This window comes from Bacillus sp. DE0042 (assembly GCF_007680225.1).
Taxonomy (GTDB): domain Bacteria; phylum Bacillota; class Bacilli; order Bacillales; family Bacillaceae_G; genus Bacillus_A; species Bacillus_A wiedmannii.
Window position 1 is genome coordinate 1,931,939 of the sequence record NZ_VEJP01000001.1, and the last position, 17,977, is coordinate 1,949,915.

The window sequence follows — 17,977 nt, forward strand, 5'->3', positions numbered from 1 at the left end:
TAAAACGATTTGTCAGATTCTTCACCTCTTTTATACTGAATGTAGATACTAAAACGAACGAAAAGGTGATAAATAGATGAAGAAGAAAAATAAAGTGTTAATTACTAGTGTAGTAGCAATCGGTATTGCAGCTGGATCATATTTTGCATTTGCTGGCGGTAGTTCAGAAGTAGCAATGGCATATAGCGGATATAAAGTAACAGAAAAACAAATTGAAAACGCGCAAAAATTTGGCGGTGAAGTCATTCCAAACGGCATCGAAACAATTTCATTTGATCCAACAAAAGGTACGTATGAATTAGCTGTAAAAAAAGGTGATGAAGTAAAAAAAGGCCAGCTCCTTTTTAAATATAATGACCCTACTGCGAAACAAGGTGTAACAGAAGCAGAAATGCAAAAGAAAATCGCACAAAAAGAAGTAACATTGTTCCAAAAACAAATTGATGCAGCGAAACAAAAATTACAAAAAGAGAAAAATGCAGGCCTTCCTGCTGAAGCGTTAAAAGCATCAGAAATCGAAGTACAACAATTAGAATCACAAATTGAAATGAAAAAGTTTGAAGTGGAAAAATCTGATGAAATGATTAAAGCAGCAAAAGAAAAAGTAAACACACTTTCTGTAACGAGCCCTACTGATGGCATAATTGATGATATCGTAAAAACTGCTGATGAAAAAACAGGTATGAGCGGCATTACACTTCGTCATGCTGGTCCATTTAAAGTAAAAGGTCAACTTTCTGAATATGAGCTTGCTAGTATGAAAGTTGGGCAAGAAGTAACTGTTTCATCAAAAACTGTCGCTGGTAAGACTTGGACAGGAAAAGTAACAGAAATCGGTTCTACACCATTAAAGAGCATGGATGAAAACAAAACAGTTTCTAACTATCAATTCACTGTCACATTAGATAATAGTGAAGAATTACAAAACGGCTTCCACGTTTACGTAACAAGTAAATCTGGCGAAGCAACTGGTACGATTGTTCCGAAAAGCAGCATCGTGAAAAAAGGTGACAAAAATGTTGTCTTCGTTGTAAAAGACGGTAAAGCGAAAGAACAAGCAGTTACTGTTGAATTCGAGACTGATAACGAAGCAAAAGTTTCTGGAGTGAAAAAAGGAGAACAAATTATCTCTAAACCTGAAAAAGACTTAAAAGATGGTATGGAGGTTGTCGTTGAATGATTAACTTAAAAGGCATCACGAAATCATTCCAAAATGGTGCAGAATCCGTTCAAATATTACATGGCATTGACGTAACACTGAACCAGGGAGAATTCACTTCTATTATGGGACCATCTGGTTCTGGTAAATCAACATTAATGAACATTATCGGTTGCTTAGATAAACCAACGACAGGTGCGTATGAACTAGCTGGTCAAAATATTTCAAACATGTCCGAAACAGAACTTGCACGCGTTCGTAATAAAGAGATCGGATTCGTATTCCAAAACTTCATGTTATTACCGAGACTTACAGCACTTCAAAATGTAGAATTACCTCTTATTTACGCTGGAGTTGATAAAAAAGAAAGACGTGAGCGCTCATTAGCCGCTTTAACAAAAGTAGGTTTAGCTGATCGTGCTACTCACCTACCGAACGAATTATCAGGTGGACAAAAACAGCGTGTCGCAGTCGCACGTGCAATCGTAAATAATCCAAAGTTCATTTTAGCCGATGAACCGACGGGTGCACTTGATACGAAAACGAGTACACAAATTATGGACCTCTTTTACGAATTAAACAAACAAGGCTCAACAATCATTATGATTACCCATGATCGTGAAATCGGGGAAGCTGCAGCACGTCAAATTGTAATTCGTGACGGAAATATCGTCCAAGATTGGAGAGGTTAATTTTGAACACGAGTGAAAATATACGCATGGCCCTTTCCTCTATCTTTGCCCATAAAATGCGTTCTATATTAACGATGTTAGGTATTATTATCGGTATTAGTGCCATTATTACTATCATCTCAATGGGTGATGGTACAAACGCAAAGTTTAAAAAAGAGTTAGGCCAAGGAAAAGATACTGAAGTAACGATTTACTACAACAACCCTGATTACGGAACTGATAGTGCCAAAATTACAGCTGATATGTTAAAACGTCTTCAAGCTGTTCCTGGTGTTAAAGATGTGTATCCAGATGTAAGTATGAAAGTAAAAGCATCTTCTGGTTCAAAAGATGTCTCTCTTGATTTAAAAGGTGGAACAGGCGCCTTCATGACAGATGCGAAAATAAAATTAGTTCACGGTCGTGAATTAAATGATAGTGAATTAAAGCAAGCAATTCCTGCTGTTATTTTAAATGAAGAAGCTTTCAACAAATTGTTTAATGGTTGGGAATCAAATTTATATACTGATATAAAAGGAAAACCATATAAAGTAGTCGGTGTGTATGAAGCAAAAAATGATTTCGGAATGGCTATGTCAGAAGGTTATACATCACTTGAAAACGCTCCTGTAATCTCAGGAGTAACTGAGTATGACTCTGTAAGATTAATATTAACTTCGCCAGCAGAACGTAAAAGTGTAGAAAAACAAGCTGCTTCTGTTTTAAACGAAATGAAAGCTCCTAAATTTGAGCATAAATTCGAAGCACAAGATTTAGGTGAATTTACGAAGCAATTAGACGAGTCCATCGGTATGATGAAAATGGTATTCGGTGGTATCGCTGCTATTTCTTTACTTGTTGGTGGTATCGGTGTAATGAACATCATGCTTGTATCTGTAACAGAACGTACACGTGAGATCGGTATTCGTAAAGCACTTGGTGCAACGCGCGGTAAAGTATTAACACAATTCTTAATTGAATCTTGTATTTTAACAGGACTCGGTGGTTTCATCGGATTCATGCTCGGTATATTCTTCGCTTGGATCGTCTCAATCTTTGCCGGATGGCCACTCGTTATCTCAAAAGAACTTGGACTTCTTTCAGTAGGTATCTCAATGCTAATCGGTATTGCATTCGGTTTACTACCAGCGAACAAAGCTGCAAAACTTGATCCAATTGAATGTTTACGATATGAGTAAATAAAAAACGTAGGAGTGTAAACTCCTACGTTTTTTATTTATCTATTAAATCGTGTTTCTACTATTATATATGTTTCACGTTATCAACACCTTTAATTATTTTAGCGTACTAAAGCTATTATAGAATCCTATTATTGCAAAAATAATATGTGATGACCTAAAATCAAGGCGTAATTTTTTCCATACCTCGACTTATTTTGTAACAATTATGGCGATATTTCATTGATTTTCACCTCATATATATATTTACACAACCAAAATAGTTATTATTACATAACTATCTCTACGTTACAATACTGAAATACCCCACTTTTGTAACATATACGAAAAACTTATGTAACACTACAGAAACATTATTAATCTATTAGAAATTGAAATACTCTCATATTTATGTATCACATGCTATAACCTCCCCTAACACCTATAAGAAAGCGCTTTTAGGATATTACTGGAATTATTACAGAATATTAATGACCCGTTACGAATGCTTTGTAGTTTTGTGTTTTCCGCAAATAAGAAAATAATGGTTGCTATAATGAGGTCAACGAAAACAAATGCAATGGAGGCTATTATGAAAAAATTTATGGGTATAGCAACAGCAGCGGTTTTTGGTCTTGGGATTTTCACAACATCTGCTAAAGCAGAAACGATTGTAACAACTGACGTACTAAACGTACGAGAAAACCCAACTACTGAATCACAAGTTGTCGGAAAGTTATTAGATGGATATAAAGTTAACGTTTTACATACAGAAAACGGATGGTCAAAAGTGAAATTGAATAGCGGTAAAGAAGCTTTCATTAGCGCTGACTATACAAAAGACACTTACTACGTAACAGCAAACGTATTAAACGTACGTGCTGGTGCAAACACAGACTCAGAAATTATTGGTAAGTTGAAACAGGATGACGTAATCGAAACAACACACCAAGTGCAAAATGACTGGATTCAATTTGAATATAACGGAAAAACAGCTTATGTTCATGTTCCTTACTTAACAGGTAAAGCTCCAGTTAAAGTTCAACCAGCAGTTAAAGTGGAAAAAACAACTAAAGTTCAAGATACAGCTAAAGCTGTGGAAGCAACTAAAGCTCGTGAAGTAGCTGAAACGCAAGCAAAAGCTAAGGCTCAAGAGGCAACTAAAGCTCGTGAAGCAGCTGAAGCTCAAGCAGAAGCTAAGGCTCAAGAGGCAACTAAAGCTCGTGAAGCAGCTAAAGCTCAAGCAGAAGCTAAAGCTCAGGCAGCAGCTGAAGCTCAAGCAGAAGCTAAGGCCGGGGAAGCAGCTAAAGCTCGTGAAGCGGCTAAAGCCGAGGCAGCAGCTGAAGCTCAAGCAGCGGCTAAAGCTCAAGAGGCAGCTAAAGCTCGTGAAGCAGCTAAAGCTCAAGAAGCAGCTGAAGCTCGTGAAGCGGCTAAAGCTCAAGAAGCAGCTGAAGCTCGTGAAGCGGCTAAAGCTCAAGAGGCAGCTAAAGCTCGTGAAACGGCTAAAGCTCAAAAACCAGCTACACAACAACCTGTTGCAAAAGAAACTGAAACAAGTGCACCATCATCTTCTCGTGAACTACGTGTTGTAGCAACAGCTTACACAGCAGACCCACTTGAAAATGGTTATAAAGCAGGCGACCAAGTAAAATCAGCTTTAGGTCATAACTTAACAGCTAATCCAAACATGAAACTTATTGCAGTTGACCCAAGTGTAATTCCATTAGGTTCAAAAGTATGGGTTGAAGGTTACGGAGTAGCAATCGCTGGTGATACTGGTGGAGCTATTAAAGGAAATAAAATCGACGTTTTAATGCCTGATAAAGGTACATCAAGTAACTGGGGACGTAAAACAGTTACAGTTAAAGTATTAAACTAGTTCGTATAAAAAGAGTCAGTCTCATTGAGGCTGACTCTTTTTTTGATTCTCACATTCTAACTTTCTCTTGAAAGTAACTAATATGATCCCGAATCCACTTTCGCTCTGACATAAATAAGTTCCCTCGTTTGTTATATACTTTATCAAACGCCTTTAAAACTTCTTCATGATTAACAAACTTATGTAAAAAACGAAGAGCGATGACAATCTCCTTCTCTCCCGTCCAAATTAAATCTATCTCTTTGCATTCTATATACGATAGATTACTATTTCAACAGAACAAAGAGGATGCCATAGCATCCTCTCCTCCCCTATTCCACACAAGTAAACTGCGTCCAAGCTCCTACATAATCTAGTAAGAATAACTCTTCTTCCGCAATTGTACCGACAATATTTTTCCGTTCATCTATCGGCATTTCTTTTAGAATGATTTGCAGTTCACCTTTATACTTACCAAATGAGTTGTTCCCAATTACAACTTGCCCTCTTTCCTGTCGTACACTTTCGCGCACTGGGAAGTCATAGTCTTTGTACTTTTTACGTACTTCTGTAGAACGTACCATATATTCTGTTATGTCGCCGCGTCTTACGTGTAATTCTTGCAGTGTCGCTTTCTTCTCTACTTCAGTCGCTTCTTCTACAAAGTGTACCTTTAGCTGTAACATGTAACGATTTAAGTTTCCTAGTTTCTCTAACTCTTCTTCACTCGCATAAGCATTTCCGATAATAACATCATCAATAAGCCCTGTTGCCCATAAATGTTTCGCTTGTACTTCAATCGGTAAATTTCGATGTTGTTCTAACGTACATAATCCGTCATTAATATCCCATGGACCGATGTCGGCTGCATGTGACGTAATAAAGGCTGCCGTACGAATACTGTGTTTTTTAAAGCGTTCACTACAGCGAATGAAATAATCATACGGAAGACCAGTAAATTTTTGCGGATAGAAATTATGACAACCAATTAAAGCTGGTTTATTCGCCTGATGCGAAAGAATATTTTCTAAGTATGCAATATCGTTACTTACGTTTAGCTCAATTTTTAAGCCGTACGGATTATTCGTCATTTTTGCTTCTGTTAATCCGTCAAAACCTAAATCTAAACGAATACCATCTGCACCTAACTCTGCAAAGAATGATAGGTCGCTATAACTAATACCAAGTTGATCAAATACTACCGGAGCTACATCTAAAATAACTTCCATATTATTATCTTTTGCATGATTAATAATTTCTTTAAATTCAGCTACAATCTCTTCTTTCGGTCGATTCACAGATAATAGACATGTGAATATTCTTGAAAAACCGTGGCGTGCCGCTGCCGAAATGTATACCATATCTTTTTCTTTCGTTGAATGCTCTGAATAAAGTGAAATCCCTAATTTACGCTCCATGCTTTTGCATCTCCTTCACACGTTGTATTAATGCCATGCTCGTAAATCTATATTTTGCAGATAAACATGTTGCACATAAAATCGTTGGTACAATGATTACGTACGGTGATTGTAACCCCAACATTACATAGGCACCCATTGAACTACCGATAAATACAATTGATACGAGTAGTAACACTAATAAAGATTTACTTTGTACCCATTTTGAATAATGTGCAATACACTGCCCCGCTACGAATGTAATTAAGATGATAATGGCTCCGAGCATTCTGTTTTCTCCTCTCCTGCTAATTGTTGTTTCTCATACATTTTGAAGAATGGGTAGTAAATAACGAATGAGATAACAAAGTTAATAAGTACAAGTACACCAGCCATAATTGTCCAGTCTGTACTAATAATCGCTGCAATTGGTGCTAACATCGTAAATGGCAACTTCGCCATCATGAGCGGAATCATGCCTGAAACAACTGCGAAATATGATACTGTCGTTGTCACTAACGGTGTTATAACGAATGGAATAATTAAAATTGGGTTCATTACAATTGGTGCCCCGAAAATAATCGGTTCGTTAATATTGAATAAACCTGGCACGAATGATAATCTACCTAACTCTTTTAGGAATTTAGATTTAGAGAACATAAACATAATAACTAAAGCTAATGTTGAGCCTGATCCACCGATCCATACGAACCATTGAATAAATTGTTCTGTAAATAAGTTTGGTAATTGATGTGCATTTCCTGTAGCTGTGAATACTTCCATATTTTCAAGAATTGCTGAATCCCACATCGGACGAATAATTGGTCCTAAAATCGCAGGGCCATGTATACCGAATGACCAGAAGAACACGATTAAGAATACTGTTAATAAACCGCCGAATAAATTATTTCCTACTAATACTGATTTTAGTGGTGCGATTAAATATGTGATTGTTGTATTCACATCGAATTTTAAACCGTAACGAATACCCCAGAATAAAAGAATAACGACTAAAGTTGGGATTAATGCTGCAAACGAGTTTGCAACTGCTGGTGGTACACTGTCTGGTAATTTAATCGAGATATTATGCTTAATCATAAAGTGATAAATTTCTACTGCAATTAATGCTGTAACAATTGCGCCGAATAAAGACGTTGCACTTAATGTTCCTACTGAAATGTATCTTCCTGCATCAATAACACCTGGTACAGCTTTCGTAATTTGAATTGGTTCAACTGATGCTAGTAAAAAGGCGAGTACAGATAACAACCCTGCACTTAACTGATTGAGCTGATAAAAGTTTGCGAGTGAAGCTCCTACCCCAAATGCTGCGTATAACGCCATTAAACCTACTGTAAACCGGAATGGAATATCTAAAATATGGCGAAATGGTGCAATCCATTCCATATATGCATCAATTGGTAAATTTAAAAAGATAACGAAAAATGATCCGACAATCGTTAACGGCAATGTAGAAATAACTCCGTTTCGAATTGCTAATAAATGTCGTTGTCCTGCAATCTTTTGCGTTGTTGGCATAATCTTTTGTTCCATAAAACTCATAAAACCATTCATCAATACCCCTCCTCTTTCTCTTTACTACGCAAGAACAAAAAGTTATAACATTATAATGTTTATATTTAAAAAAATATAATTATGCTAAAACTAATTGTTCTGCTTGTTTCAGTACTTTTAAACCGTCACACATGCCATAATCTCTTTGTTCTATTATTGCAACCGGTATATCGTATGACTTCGCAAGAAACTGTACCGCTGTAAACAAATACTTCACTTGTGGTCCGATTAAAACAACATCAGCATTTTTTATTTCCAGTTTCACAAGTTCTGAATCAACTGCTTTAATTTTATAATCCTTCCCTTGTTTCTTTGCCTCTTCTTGCATTTTTCTTACAACCATACTCGTTGACATGCCTGCTGCACAACATAATAAAATGTACATCTTATACTGTCACTTTCTCTTCTACTCGTTTATGAAGAGTAATAAATTCTTCAGCAAGTTCTTTCACTGTAATTGCATTCATTAAATGATCTTGTGCATGTACTAACAGTAAACTGATTTCTGCATGATTTCCTCTTGCTTCTTCTTGAATTAAGTCTGTTTGAATGCGATGAGCTGCTGAAATCTCTTCACTAGCAAGTGTCATCTTTTCACTCGCATTCTCAAAATCTCCTTGTCTTGCAAAAGCAATTGCTTCAAGCGCCGCGCTTCTCGCATTGCCACCATGTAAAATTAACGCAAATGGAGTTTGCATATCAGTCATTTTAAATTCCCCCAAGCTATCTTTTTTCTATATTGTTATCTTATTATGAAAACGCATACAATTAAACATAAAAAACTTCCGTTGTGTAACGGAAGTTTTTATATACTTTTTCAAAACGATATTAAAATCTCTTGAAATTCTTCAATCATTCCAGCCTGAGTTAATTTCTCTATCGTATGCTGACTAGACATAATATCATATAAAAAATCATAAAGCTTTTGTAAATCTTCATTATTATTGCGCTTTACACTAAATAAAATAATAACTTGTACTTTCTTATCTCCCCAGTCAACCGCTTTATTAAGTGTACAAAACATCAAAAATGTTTTCTCACTTAATAACTGCATCGGATGTGGAATTGCAACTAAATTCCCAACGGCTGTAGGAGATGTATTCTCTCTTTCCTTAACAGAATCATAAAATTTTTCTGGTACATAGTTTTTCTCAGCAGCTTTCTCACATAAAAATTGGATAACCTCTTCCTTCGTAGAAGCGCTATGATTTAAAAAGATCAAATCTTCCTTTATATACTGCTGCACACTAGTATTCACATGCGTAAACAACTGCTGACCGATTGACTTAATCTCTTTATCATCAAATATTGAGTTCACTTTTATAACAGGCACAGGCAAACCACTCGGTATATGAATCGTACTAATAATACAATCTATTTTCTCTTTATAAAGGTCTTCCACTTTCAATTGATAATAACCTGTAATCCCTACAATCTCTAATTTATCTCGGAACTGTGATAGAATTTTATATTTCAATAGCTGGGCGCTTCCTTGACCAGTCGCACAAACTAGTAAACATCTTTTCTTTTGATTCTGTTCCTGTAAACGACTCATCGCTCCCCCGAAGTGAATCGCAATATAACCAATTTCACTTTCCGGAATCGATTCTCCCGTATAATCACCAATTATATCTCCAACGAGAACCGCAATTTCAAAAGCATACGGATAATTCTTTTTCACTTCTGCCAAAAGAGGATTTCTCGTATTTAACTTATACTTCAAACGGTTTAATAACGTTTTTAAATGAACACCAAATCCAAATAATAATTCTTCATCATAATAAAAAATAAGATTCCGTTCTTCCGCTACTTTAAAAAGAATATGTTGCATAAATGCATATAGATCTTTCCCTAATAGTTCTTCCACATTTTCATAACGATCTCTCGCTGTAACAGCAGTACTCAATAAATGCATCGTCACATATAAAACTTCTTCTTCTGGAAATGAAAGATACAACTCTTTCTCTAAATCCCCTACAATCTCTTTCGCAATTGTATATTCTTTCTTTATTATGAGTTCTGATTGCTCCGTATTCAGTCCTTTCATATAATGTTGATCTTCACAACGCCTTATTGCAATTGCAATATGAATGACTAAATTATCAATTTCAATATCTGATAAATATATCGTTCCTCCCTCGATATACTTTAATATAACCGAACGGATAAGTGGGATATGAGGTAACGATAAATATGTATCCCTCTGCTCAAATTGCTCATGAAACGGAGTATGGTCATAACGCGGTAAACCATATTGTGATAAACAAGAACGAATATGAAACTCCTCTCCCACAATACGTATACCATAATACGGTCTCTTTTCGATTTGTAATTGATAACGACCACATATATCTGTAACATCTTTCATAATTAAATTTACAGTCGATTTACTCACATAAATCTCCTCTGCTAACTGTGAAAGCTTCACATATCCCTCTGTCGTTACAATACGTTGCAGGATGTACGCTATCCTTTCTTCATAAGAAGTCGGGATCTTTTCAGTCTGTTTTTGAAATAGACCCACGCAAAACTCTTCAAACTTCTTCGTTTGTATAATTTCTAGTTCGTATCCAGTCCCTCTTTGCGATTCAATTTTCGCTCCGTTTTCTTCCAATATATCATTTAATAATTTTATATCTTTTTGAATCGTCTTCGTTGATACATGTAAACGGCTCGCTAAAAAAGCTCGATTTAACATCGATTTCTCTTCTAAAAACTCCTCTAAAATAGAAATTAATCGCTGATGCACTTTTGTCATAGCTCTTCCTCTCACAATTTATATATAAAAAGGAAAAAACTGCTGAGGTCAGTAGTTTTTTCCTTTTTCATTTTATCTATTTCTTTAATGTAAATCCGAATTTATCCCATGCTTGTAAATAATCTAATAAGAAAATTTCTTCTTCCACAATTCGGCCAACTACATTTGTTTTTCCTGTATTCACCATATCTTTTAAAGCAATTTGTAATTCACCTTTATATTGACCATACTGTTCATTATCAATTAAAAGATCACCGCGTTTAATTTCGCGTGTATTATGCGGTTTGAACTCTTCTTTCTTATATTTCACACGACTTTGTGTCGAACGAATCATATATTCAGATACATCCCCGCGGTAAAAATGAGGCTCGTCTAATACGATAATTTTTTCTAGTTCTGTTGTTGTATCATATAATCCTATATCAAATGTTTGTTTCTCTTTATTTAATGCACCTAGTGCTTGTAATTCTTCTTCTGATGCATACGCGTTCGCAATAATAACATCATCAATTAATTCTGTCGCAAATAAATGCTTCGCTTGTGTTGTCATCGGTAATTCACGATGCTGCTCTAACGTACATAAGCCTTCTGTTACTGGCCAAGGTCCGTACGTTGCATCAAAGGATGAAATAAACGCAGCCGTTCTCATACCGTAATCTTTAAATTGTTTCGAGCATTTAATGAAATGATCGTATGATAATCCTGAATAACGATGCGGATAAAAATTATGGCAACCAATTAAATTTTCACGGTTTGGTCTATGGCTCATAATGTTATCTACATATTTCGTACCGTTACTCATATTAATTTCAATTTTTAAGCCGTATGGATTGTACGTCATAATCGATTCTTCTAAACCAGAGAAACCGACATCTAAACGAATGCCGTACGCTCCTAACTCATGGAAGAACGATAAATCATTATATGAAATACCTAATTGTGTAAAGACAGACGGACTAATATCAACTAATACTTGGAACCCTAATGCATTTGCATGAGAGACTGTCTCTTTAAACTCTTCTATAATTTTCTCTTTTTCTCCATCTACAGACAATAAGCATGTGAATACACGAGTAAATCCGTATTTACTTGCTAATGTTAAATATTCCTTATCTTTCTCTACCGTTGAATGTTCTGGATAAATAGAAATACCTAATCGTCTCATATGTACACGCCTCTTTCTTCATTGTTTTGTAAACCTTTTCAAATGTATGTAGTGAAAAAGTATATATCCCCTTCTCATTCACTACTTTTTGAATCCGCTTTCTTTAAAGAAAAAACAATTTCTATCATTCATAACAACTACAAGTCTATACATCTATACTTTACAACTTTTTTTCATAGTTGTGTAGCTTTTACACAAATTTGTCAGTTTTTCCACCTCGAAAATTGTTATACGTTTTCAAGGCACCTTCCTTGACTGTTACATTGACCAATACATATACTCGAAAGAAAAGAGATAAAGTGAAACTTTAATCAGTGAGGGGGGTGTTCATCCCCCACTGATTATTAGTTGAACCAATCGGGCATTTACGGGCAGTTGATCTCCCACCTAACTTCTTTGCTCAAGCCGGATTTTGAGGTGGGAGTTTTACTGCCCGTTAATAGCGGGAAAATTTTATATAGGGGATGAATATATGGGAGAAGCAATACTCGTAAAACGAGAATCGTTATGGACGAAAGAGTTTGTCGCTTTAATTTTTGCAAACTTATGTATGTTTTTAGGGTTTCAAATGTTAATTCCTACTTTACCTGTTTATGTGAAAGAAATTGGCGGCACAAGTTCCAATATCGGATTTGTTGTAGGCATGTTTACCGTGGCGGCACTTTTTGTTAGACCGCTAACTGGAAATGCCTTGCAAAAATTTAATAAAAAAATCATTTTAATGATCGGTACTGCTATTTGTTTACTCGCTATGGGTAGTTATCTTTTCGCTTCAACCATCTTCCTATTGCTTGCCGTGCGAATTTTACACGGAGCTGGCTTTGGTATTACAACGACTACATATGGAACTGTCGTTTCAGATTTAATTCCGCAAGCTCGCCGTGGTGAAGGCATGGGATATTTCGGCCTTTCCGGAACGATTGCAATGGCACTCGGTCCACTTATCGGACTTTGGCTCATGCAAACATATAACTTCACGATTCTTTTTTTATGTGCACTTTCATGTACAATTGTTTCATTAATATTAACGAAACTACTTCAAATCAAAAAATCGCCGCAACCACCACAGCAAACATCTGGTACTTTTCTCGATGGATTTATTGAGCGCAAAGCTTTACTTCCTTCATTATTAATATTATGTATTACATTAATGTACGGCGGAATCGGGAGCTTTATTACATTATTTGCTACGGAAGTCGGAATTGCTGATATAAGCCTCTTCTTCTTATTTAATGCACTTGCAATCGCTGTCACTCGTCCGTTTTCTGGAAAGTTATACGATGCGAAAGGTCATGCATTCGTTATTATTCCAGGGGTTATCATTACGTTTACAGGTATTATTTTATTGTCGTATACAACTACCATTCCGAGTTTAATTATTGCAGCAGCATGCTACGGAAGTGGTTTTGGAGCGATTCAACCTGCACTACAAGCATGGATGATCGACCGAGTAGCACCGCACCGACGAGGAGTCGCAACAGCTACATTCTTCTCAGCATTTGACCTTGGAATTGGTGCGGGAGCGATTATTTTCGGATTCATTGCACATTTTACAAACTATGCGACTGTATACCGTTATTCTTCTCTATTACTTATTGCTTTTCTGTTCATTTACATTACAAGCTTACGAAAACAAAAGCAGAACGATAAAACAAACGAAAAAGCCGTTGGATAGTGTTAAATCGTTCTATTTCAAAGTAATTAAACTAAAACATCATATATATAAAAATGCAAAAGGCAGTGGATTCTCCAAAAATCACACTGCTTTTTGCATTGTATTGAAAGGTGAACCACCGTTCTATTTATTCATGTTGTTCGTATGCTATTAATATATACAACGAATTGGAGGAAATGTTGATGAAAGCAATAGTGTACACAAAATATGGTCCCCCCGACGTTCTTCAATTGAAAGAGGTAGAGAAACCTAGTCCTAAAGAAAACGAAATACTTGTAAAAATAAAAGCGACAACCGTAACAGCAGGAGATATTCGCTCAAGAAGTTTTACAGTTCCCTCTTCTGTTTGGCTACCTGCTCGCATTGCACTTGGTATTAAACAACCGAAAAAACAAATACTTGGAATGGAATTGGCTGGTGAAGTTGAATCAGTAGGAAAAGACGTTACTCGTTTTAAAATAGGAGATCAAGTTTTTGCTGCTACCCAAGCAAATTTCGGTTCTTATGCTGAGTACATTTGTATAGCTGAAGATGGACCAGTATGTATGAAACCCTCCAATATAACCTATGAAGAAGCCGCGGCCATTCCAATCGGGGCACGTACAGCCTTATTTTTCCTGAGGAAAGCTAATGTTCGAAGCGGCCAAAACGTTCTTATTTACGGAGCTTCTGGAAGTGTCGGAAGTTATGCAGTACAAATTTCCAAGTATTTCGGTGCAACAGTTACAGGTGTGTGCAGTACCTCCAATTTAGAATTGGTCAAATCTCTAGGAGCTGACGAAGTAATTGATTACACCACAAAAAATTTTTCTACTACAGACGAAACTTATGATGTTATTTTTGAAGCGGTAAACAGGAGCTCCTTTTCAGAGTGTATTAAAATATTAAAGGAAGATGGTACCTATATAAATATCGTTGAACCGTTACCAAGTGCCCAAATGCTCTGGACTAAATTGACAAGTCGCATGAAACTCATATTAAGTCAAAACGCACCTGAAACTTCCGAAGCATTAAATTTCCTTAAAGAACTTGTTGAGAACGGTAAAATAAAAGTGATCATTGATAGGCAATATACTTTTGAGGAAATTGTTGAAGCTCATATATATGTAGAAAAAGGACACAAAAAGGGAAATGTCGTCATAAATGTGAAACATAACGAACACTCCTAATAAAAGAAGAACACTATACATAGTTTTACAATACGAAGCACTCAAACTTTTTCAACATAAAAAAACAGGGCAAATTCATATGCGAATTGCTCTTTTTTATTGTTGCGAGCATCTCAAAAGAAAACAGTTTAAAATAATTTAATCGTTTTTTACTTTCATTAAATAAACCCATTTCAAACCTCCCCATTTCCCCTACATATTTTTCTAACTTTAATCAAAAAATATGTAAAGAACTATTAGTATAAATAAGGTGATCCTCTACTTAGCGCATCCAATTTGGATAGTTCACCTCTCCTATTTTTACTATCCAAGAATAGTGTGACAACTGTGACTTTTTTACAAACTGATTAGATATATCATCTAAAAAACCAATTAAATCCAGGTGTTTCTTTAAAGATTTGTAAACTTTTTATCACTTTGTAAATTTAGTGTAAATTTTACTAGCAAACCGTTTACAGTGCCTCAAGGTTTAGTTAATAATTACAGCGTACATGAAATTTAAGGAGTGGAATGCGTGGAATATAATGTTCAAGATATGATCTTCCAGTTCATTGGTGGATTAGGTATTTTCTTATTCGGGATTAAATACATGGGCGATGGACTGCAACAAGCAGCTGGTGATCGTCTTCGCGATATTTTAGATCGCTTTACAACAAACCCACTTATGGGTGTACTAGCAGGTATGTTAGTTACTGTATTAATCCAATCAAGTTCAGGAACAACCGCTTTAACAGTCGGACTTGTAAGTGCCGGATTTATGACATTAAGACAAGCAATCGGTGTTATTATGGGTGCGAATATCGGAACGACAGTTACTGCATTTATTATCGGAATTAAAATCGGAGAATATGCGCTCCCAGTTATGGCAGTTGGAGCGATTTTACTATTCTTCTTTAAAAATAAAAAAGTACATTCTGTAGGTCAAGTTGTATTCGGTTTTGGTATGTTATTCTTCGGTTTAGAATTAATGAGCGCAGGTATGAAACCTCTTCGCTCTTTAGAGTCATTCCAAGAGTTAATGGTTAGCATGAGTGACAATCCAATTTTAGGAATTATTGTCGGTACAGTGTTCACTTTAATTGTACAAAGCTCAAGCGCAACAATCGGTATTTTACAAGAACTATTCGGTCAAGGTGCTATTGATTTACAAGCTTCTCTTCCTGTATTGTTCGGTGATAACATCGGTACAACAATTACAGCAGTATTAGCAGCAATCGGTACTTCAATTGCCGCAAGACGTGCAGCATTAGTTCACGTTATCTTTAATATTATCGGTACCATTATCTTTACAATTTTATTAGTACCATTTACAAGTTTAATCCAATATTTCCAAACGTCATTAAACTTAAATCCAGAAATGACAATTGCATTTGCACATGGAACATTTAACGTAACAAATACAATCATTCAGTTCCCATTTATTGCAGTATTAGCATGGATCGTAACAAAAATCATTCGTGGTGAAGATTCATCTATTAACTTCAAACCGCAACATTTAAATCCAATCTTTATTGAGCAATCTCCAGCTATTGCTTTAACTGAAGCTCAAAAAGAGGTTGTGCGTATGGCTGAATTTTCATTACACGGCTTAAAAGAAGCGAATCAATATTTAAATACACAAGACAAAAAGCATGAAAACATGGCTACTCAATTAGAAGGAGCTATTAACAATTTAGATAAAAAAATTACCGAGTATCTAGTTTTACTATCGGAAAAGCCGCTTTCACCTTCAGACTCTGAAAAACATTCCGTTTTAGCAGGTGTTGTTGGAGATATTGAACGTGTTGGTGATCATGTAGAAAACCTAGTAGAACTTGTAGATTTCCAAATTTCAAACCGTGTTTCCCTATCAGACGAAGCACTAGCTGAACTAAATGAAATGCTTGAATTAACAATTTCAACATTACAAGACGCAGTTGAAGCTTTAACAAACTTCGATACTGAACTAGCACAAACTGTTATTGCAAAAGAACGTAAAATCGACCAAATGGAACGTGTTCTTCGTAAACGTCACGTATTACGTCTAAACGAACGTAGCTGTTCAGGTGATGCAAGTATCATCTTCGTTGATATGGTAAGTAACTTAGAGCGTATCGGTGATCACGCTGTAAATATTGCTGATGGTGTTTTAGGTGAACAAGGTAAAATCAATTTAAAACAATCATTATAATAGAAAAGAGACGCTAACTTAAGCGTCTCTTTTCTTATTTCATATTTACAACCGTTCTTCCTTTTAACTTTCCTTGCAATATAAGTGTAAACTTTTCATCTAACTCTTCCAATGTACATTCTTCTGTATAAGATAGTAACTCATTATTTTCCCATTCACTTGCTAAGAGCGTCCACACATCTCTTCTCACATCCACTGGGCATTGCACAGAATCTATTCCTAAAAGACTTATGCCTCGCAAAATAAACGGATATACCGTTGTTTGTAATTCCTGCCCTGCCACATTACCGCATGTCGTTACACAACCACCATACTTTACCGTTTTTAAAGCGGTTTCTAGCATATGTCCACCTACAGTATCGATAACTCCAGCGTATATCCCTTTTAACATTGGTCTTCCTGATTCATCATTCAACTCCGTACGATGAATCACTTGTTTCGCTCCTAGACGTAGTAGCATCTCTTCTTCCATTTTCCCTGTCGCTCCTACTACGTTAAATCCTAGCTTACTTAAAATACTAACAGCTACACTCCCTACGCCGCCTGTTGCACCCGTTACTAAAACATCTCCCATACTAGACGTTATGCCTGCTCCAATAAGCTTATATACTGATAAAGCAGCTGTAAAACCTGCTGTCCCGTACATCATACTTTCCTTTAATGACATTCCCTCTGGTAAAGGGATGATCCAAGATGCTGGCACGCGAATATACTCTCCGAAACCACCAGAAGTATTCATACCTAAATCATATCCCGTTACAATAACTTGGTCTCCTACCTTAATGGTTTCATCTGCACTACTCACAACCACTCCTGCTGCATCAATCCCTGGCGTATGAGGATATGTTCTCGTAACACCTTTATTACCCGTGGCTGAAAGAGCATCTTTATAATTTAATGAAGAATAATGAACCTGTATTAATACGTCTCCCTCAGGTAAACTACTTACTTCTCTCTCTACAACGTTTCTTACAAACTGCTTACTTTCTGTTTCGTTCACAACGATTGCTCGGAATGATGTATGATTCATTATGCTCTCTCCTTTATCCGTAAATTTCTTCTTTATTATATAGAAGAAAGAAGTAAACCTACTCATTTCTTCTTGGCTATATTTCAACAAATCTTACTTCTCTATAACTTTCTCACAATACATGTTTTCATTTTCACTAAAACAACTTATACTTATTCTACATCTGAAAAAT

Annotated in this window: 15 protein-coding genes and 1 pseudogene; 7 read left to right on the forward strand and 9 right to left on the reverse strand. The window is 36.0% G+C overall.

Annotated elements, in window-relative coordinates:
- Positions 1–76 precede the first annotated feature (76 nt).
- From FS802_RS09850 to entC, 4 genes are all read left to right on the forward strand, one after another.
- A complete protein-coding gene (locus tag FS802_RS09850) occupies positions 77–1,180 on the forward strand; it encodes an efflux RND transporter periplasmic adaptor subunit (protein ID WP_098654514.1) in 1,104 nt (367 codons plus the stop codon).
- Positions 1,177–1,851: an ABC transporter ATP-binding protein gene (locus FS802_RS09855; RefSeq protein WP_000609098.1), complete on the forward strand. Its 675-nt coding sequence runs from the start codon at positions 1,177–1,179 to the stop codon at positions 1,849–1,851. The genes FS802_RS09850 and FS802_RS09855 overlap by 4 nt, the downstream gene beginning before the upstream one ends.
- Positions 1,852–1,877: 26 nt before the next feature.
- Positions 1,878–3,029: an ABC transporter permease gene (locus FS802_RS09860; RefSeq protein WP_422851220.1), complete on the forward strand. Its 1,152-nt coding sequence runs from the start codon at positions 1,878–1,880 to the stop codon at positions 3,027–3,029.
- A gap of 448 nt (positions 3,030–3,477) precedes the next feature.
- Complete coding sequence (gene entC / locus FS802_RS09865; protein WP_098098304.1) at positions 3,478–4,887, forward strand: cell wall-binding protein EntC; 1,410 nt, start codon at positions 3,478–3,480, stop codon at positions 4,885–4,887.
- A gap of 49 nt (positions 4,888–4,936) precedes the next feature.
- Here the strand turns inward: entC and FS802_RS09870 are convergent.
- The 8 genes and pseudogenes from FS802_RS09870 to FS802_RS09905 form a co-directional block, all read right to left on the reverse strand.
- Positions 4,937–5,110, reverse strand: a pseudogene (locus tag FS802_RS09870) (HEAT repeat domain-containing protein); the annotation flags it as partial.
- Between the two features lie 88 nt (positions 5,111–5,198).
- The gene (locus tag FS802_RS09875; RefSeq protein WP_098654511.1) at positions 5,199–6,284 is read right to left on the reverse strand and encodes a DUF871 domain-containing protein; all 1,086 of its coding nucleotides are present in this window, start codon (positions 6,282–6,284) and stop codon (positions 5,199–5,201) included.
- Complete coding sequence (locus FS802_RS09880) at positions 6,274–6,552, reverse strand: hypothetical protein (RefSeq protein ID WP_000900036.1); 279 nt, start codon at positions 6,550–6,552, stop codon at positions 6,274–6,276. The genes FS802_RS09875 and FS802_RS09880 overlap by 11 nt, the downstream gene beginning before the upstream one ends.
- Positions 6,528–7,838 carry a PTS sugar transporter subunit IIC gene (locus FS802_RS09885; protein ID WP_001013046.1) on the reverse strand — a complete coding sequence of 437 codons (1,311 nt, stop codon included), beginning with the start codon at positions 7,836–7,838 and terminating at the stop codon, positions 6,528–6,530. Before FS802_RS09885 ends, FS802_RS09880 begins: the two co-directional genes overlap by 25 nt.
- Before the next feature lie 79 nt (positions 7,839–7,917).
- Positions 7,918–8,223 (reverse strand): PTS sugar transporter subunit IIB, encoded by a 306-nt coding sequence (locus tag FS802_RS09890; RefSeq protein ID WP_000275639.1) that lies wholly within the window; start codon positions 8,221–8,223, stop codon positions 7,918–7,920.
- A gap of 1 nt (position 8,224) precedes the next feature.
- A complete protein-coding gene (locus tag FS802_RS09895) occupies positions 8,225–8,545 on the reverse strand; it encodes a PTS lactose/cellobiose transporter subunit IIA (RefSeq protein WP_000131328.1) in 321 nt (106 codons plus the stop codon).
- A gap of 110 nt (positions 8,546–8,655) precedes the next feature.
- Positions 8,656–10,596: a BglG family transcription antiterminator gene (locus FS802_RS09900; protein WP_098654510.1), complete on the reverse strand. Its 1,941-nt coding sequence runs from the start codon at positions 10,594–10,596 to the stop codon at positions 8,656–8,658.
- A gap of 76 nt (positions 10,597–10,672) precedes the next feature.
- Entirely contained in the window at positions 10,673–11,761 is a 1,089-nt protein-coding gene (locus FS802_RS09905; protein WP_088107439.1) for a DUF871 domain-containing protein, read from the reverse strand.
- Between the two features lie 472 nt (positions 11,762–12,233).
- Here FS802_RS09905 and FS802_RS09915 point away from each other — a divergent pair, with 472 nt between their 5' ends.
- The 3 genes from FS802_RS09915 to FS802_RS09925 all read left to right on the forward strand — a co-directional run bounded on the left by FS802_RS09915 (position 12,234) and on the right by FS802_RS09925 (position 16,775).
- Positions 12,234–13,436, forward strand: coding sequence for an MFS transporter (locus FS802_RS09915; protein WP_000503277.1), 1,203 nt, complete (start codon positions 12,234–12,236; stop codon positions 13,434–13,436).
- Positions 13,437–13,618: 182 nt separating this feature from the next.
- Positions 13,619–14,605: an NAD(P)-dependent alcohol dehydrogenase gene (locus FS802_RS09920; protein WP_070168422.1), complete on the forward strand. Its 987-nt coding sequence runs from the start codon at positions 13,619–13,621 to the stop codon at positions 14,603–14,605.
- A gap of 514 nt (positions 14,606–15,119) precedes the next feature.
- Complete coding sequence (locus tag FS802_RS09925) at positions 15,120–16,775, forward strand: Na/Pi cotransporter family protein (RefSeq protein ID WP_000456277.1); 1,656 nt, start codon at positions 15,120–15,122, stop codon at positions 16,773–16,775.
- 34 nt (positions 16,776–16,809) lie between these two features.
- On the opposite strand, the gene FS802_RS09930 is transcribed toward FS802_RS09925, so the two are convergent.
- Positions 16,810–17,805 (reverse strand): YhdH/YhfP family quinone oxidoreductase, encoded by a 996-nt coding sequence (locus tag FS802_RS09930; RefSeq protein ID WP_098654509.1) that lies wholly within the window; start codon positions 17,803–17,805, stop codon positions 16,810–16,812.
- Positions 17,806–17,977: the final 172 nt, after the last annotated feature.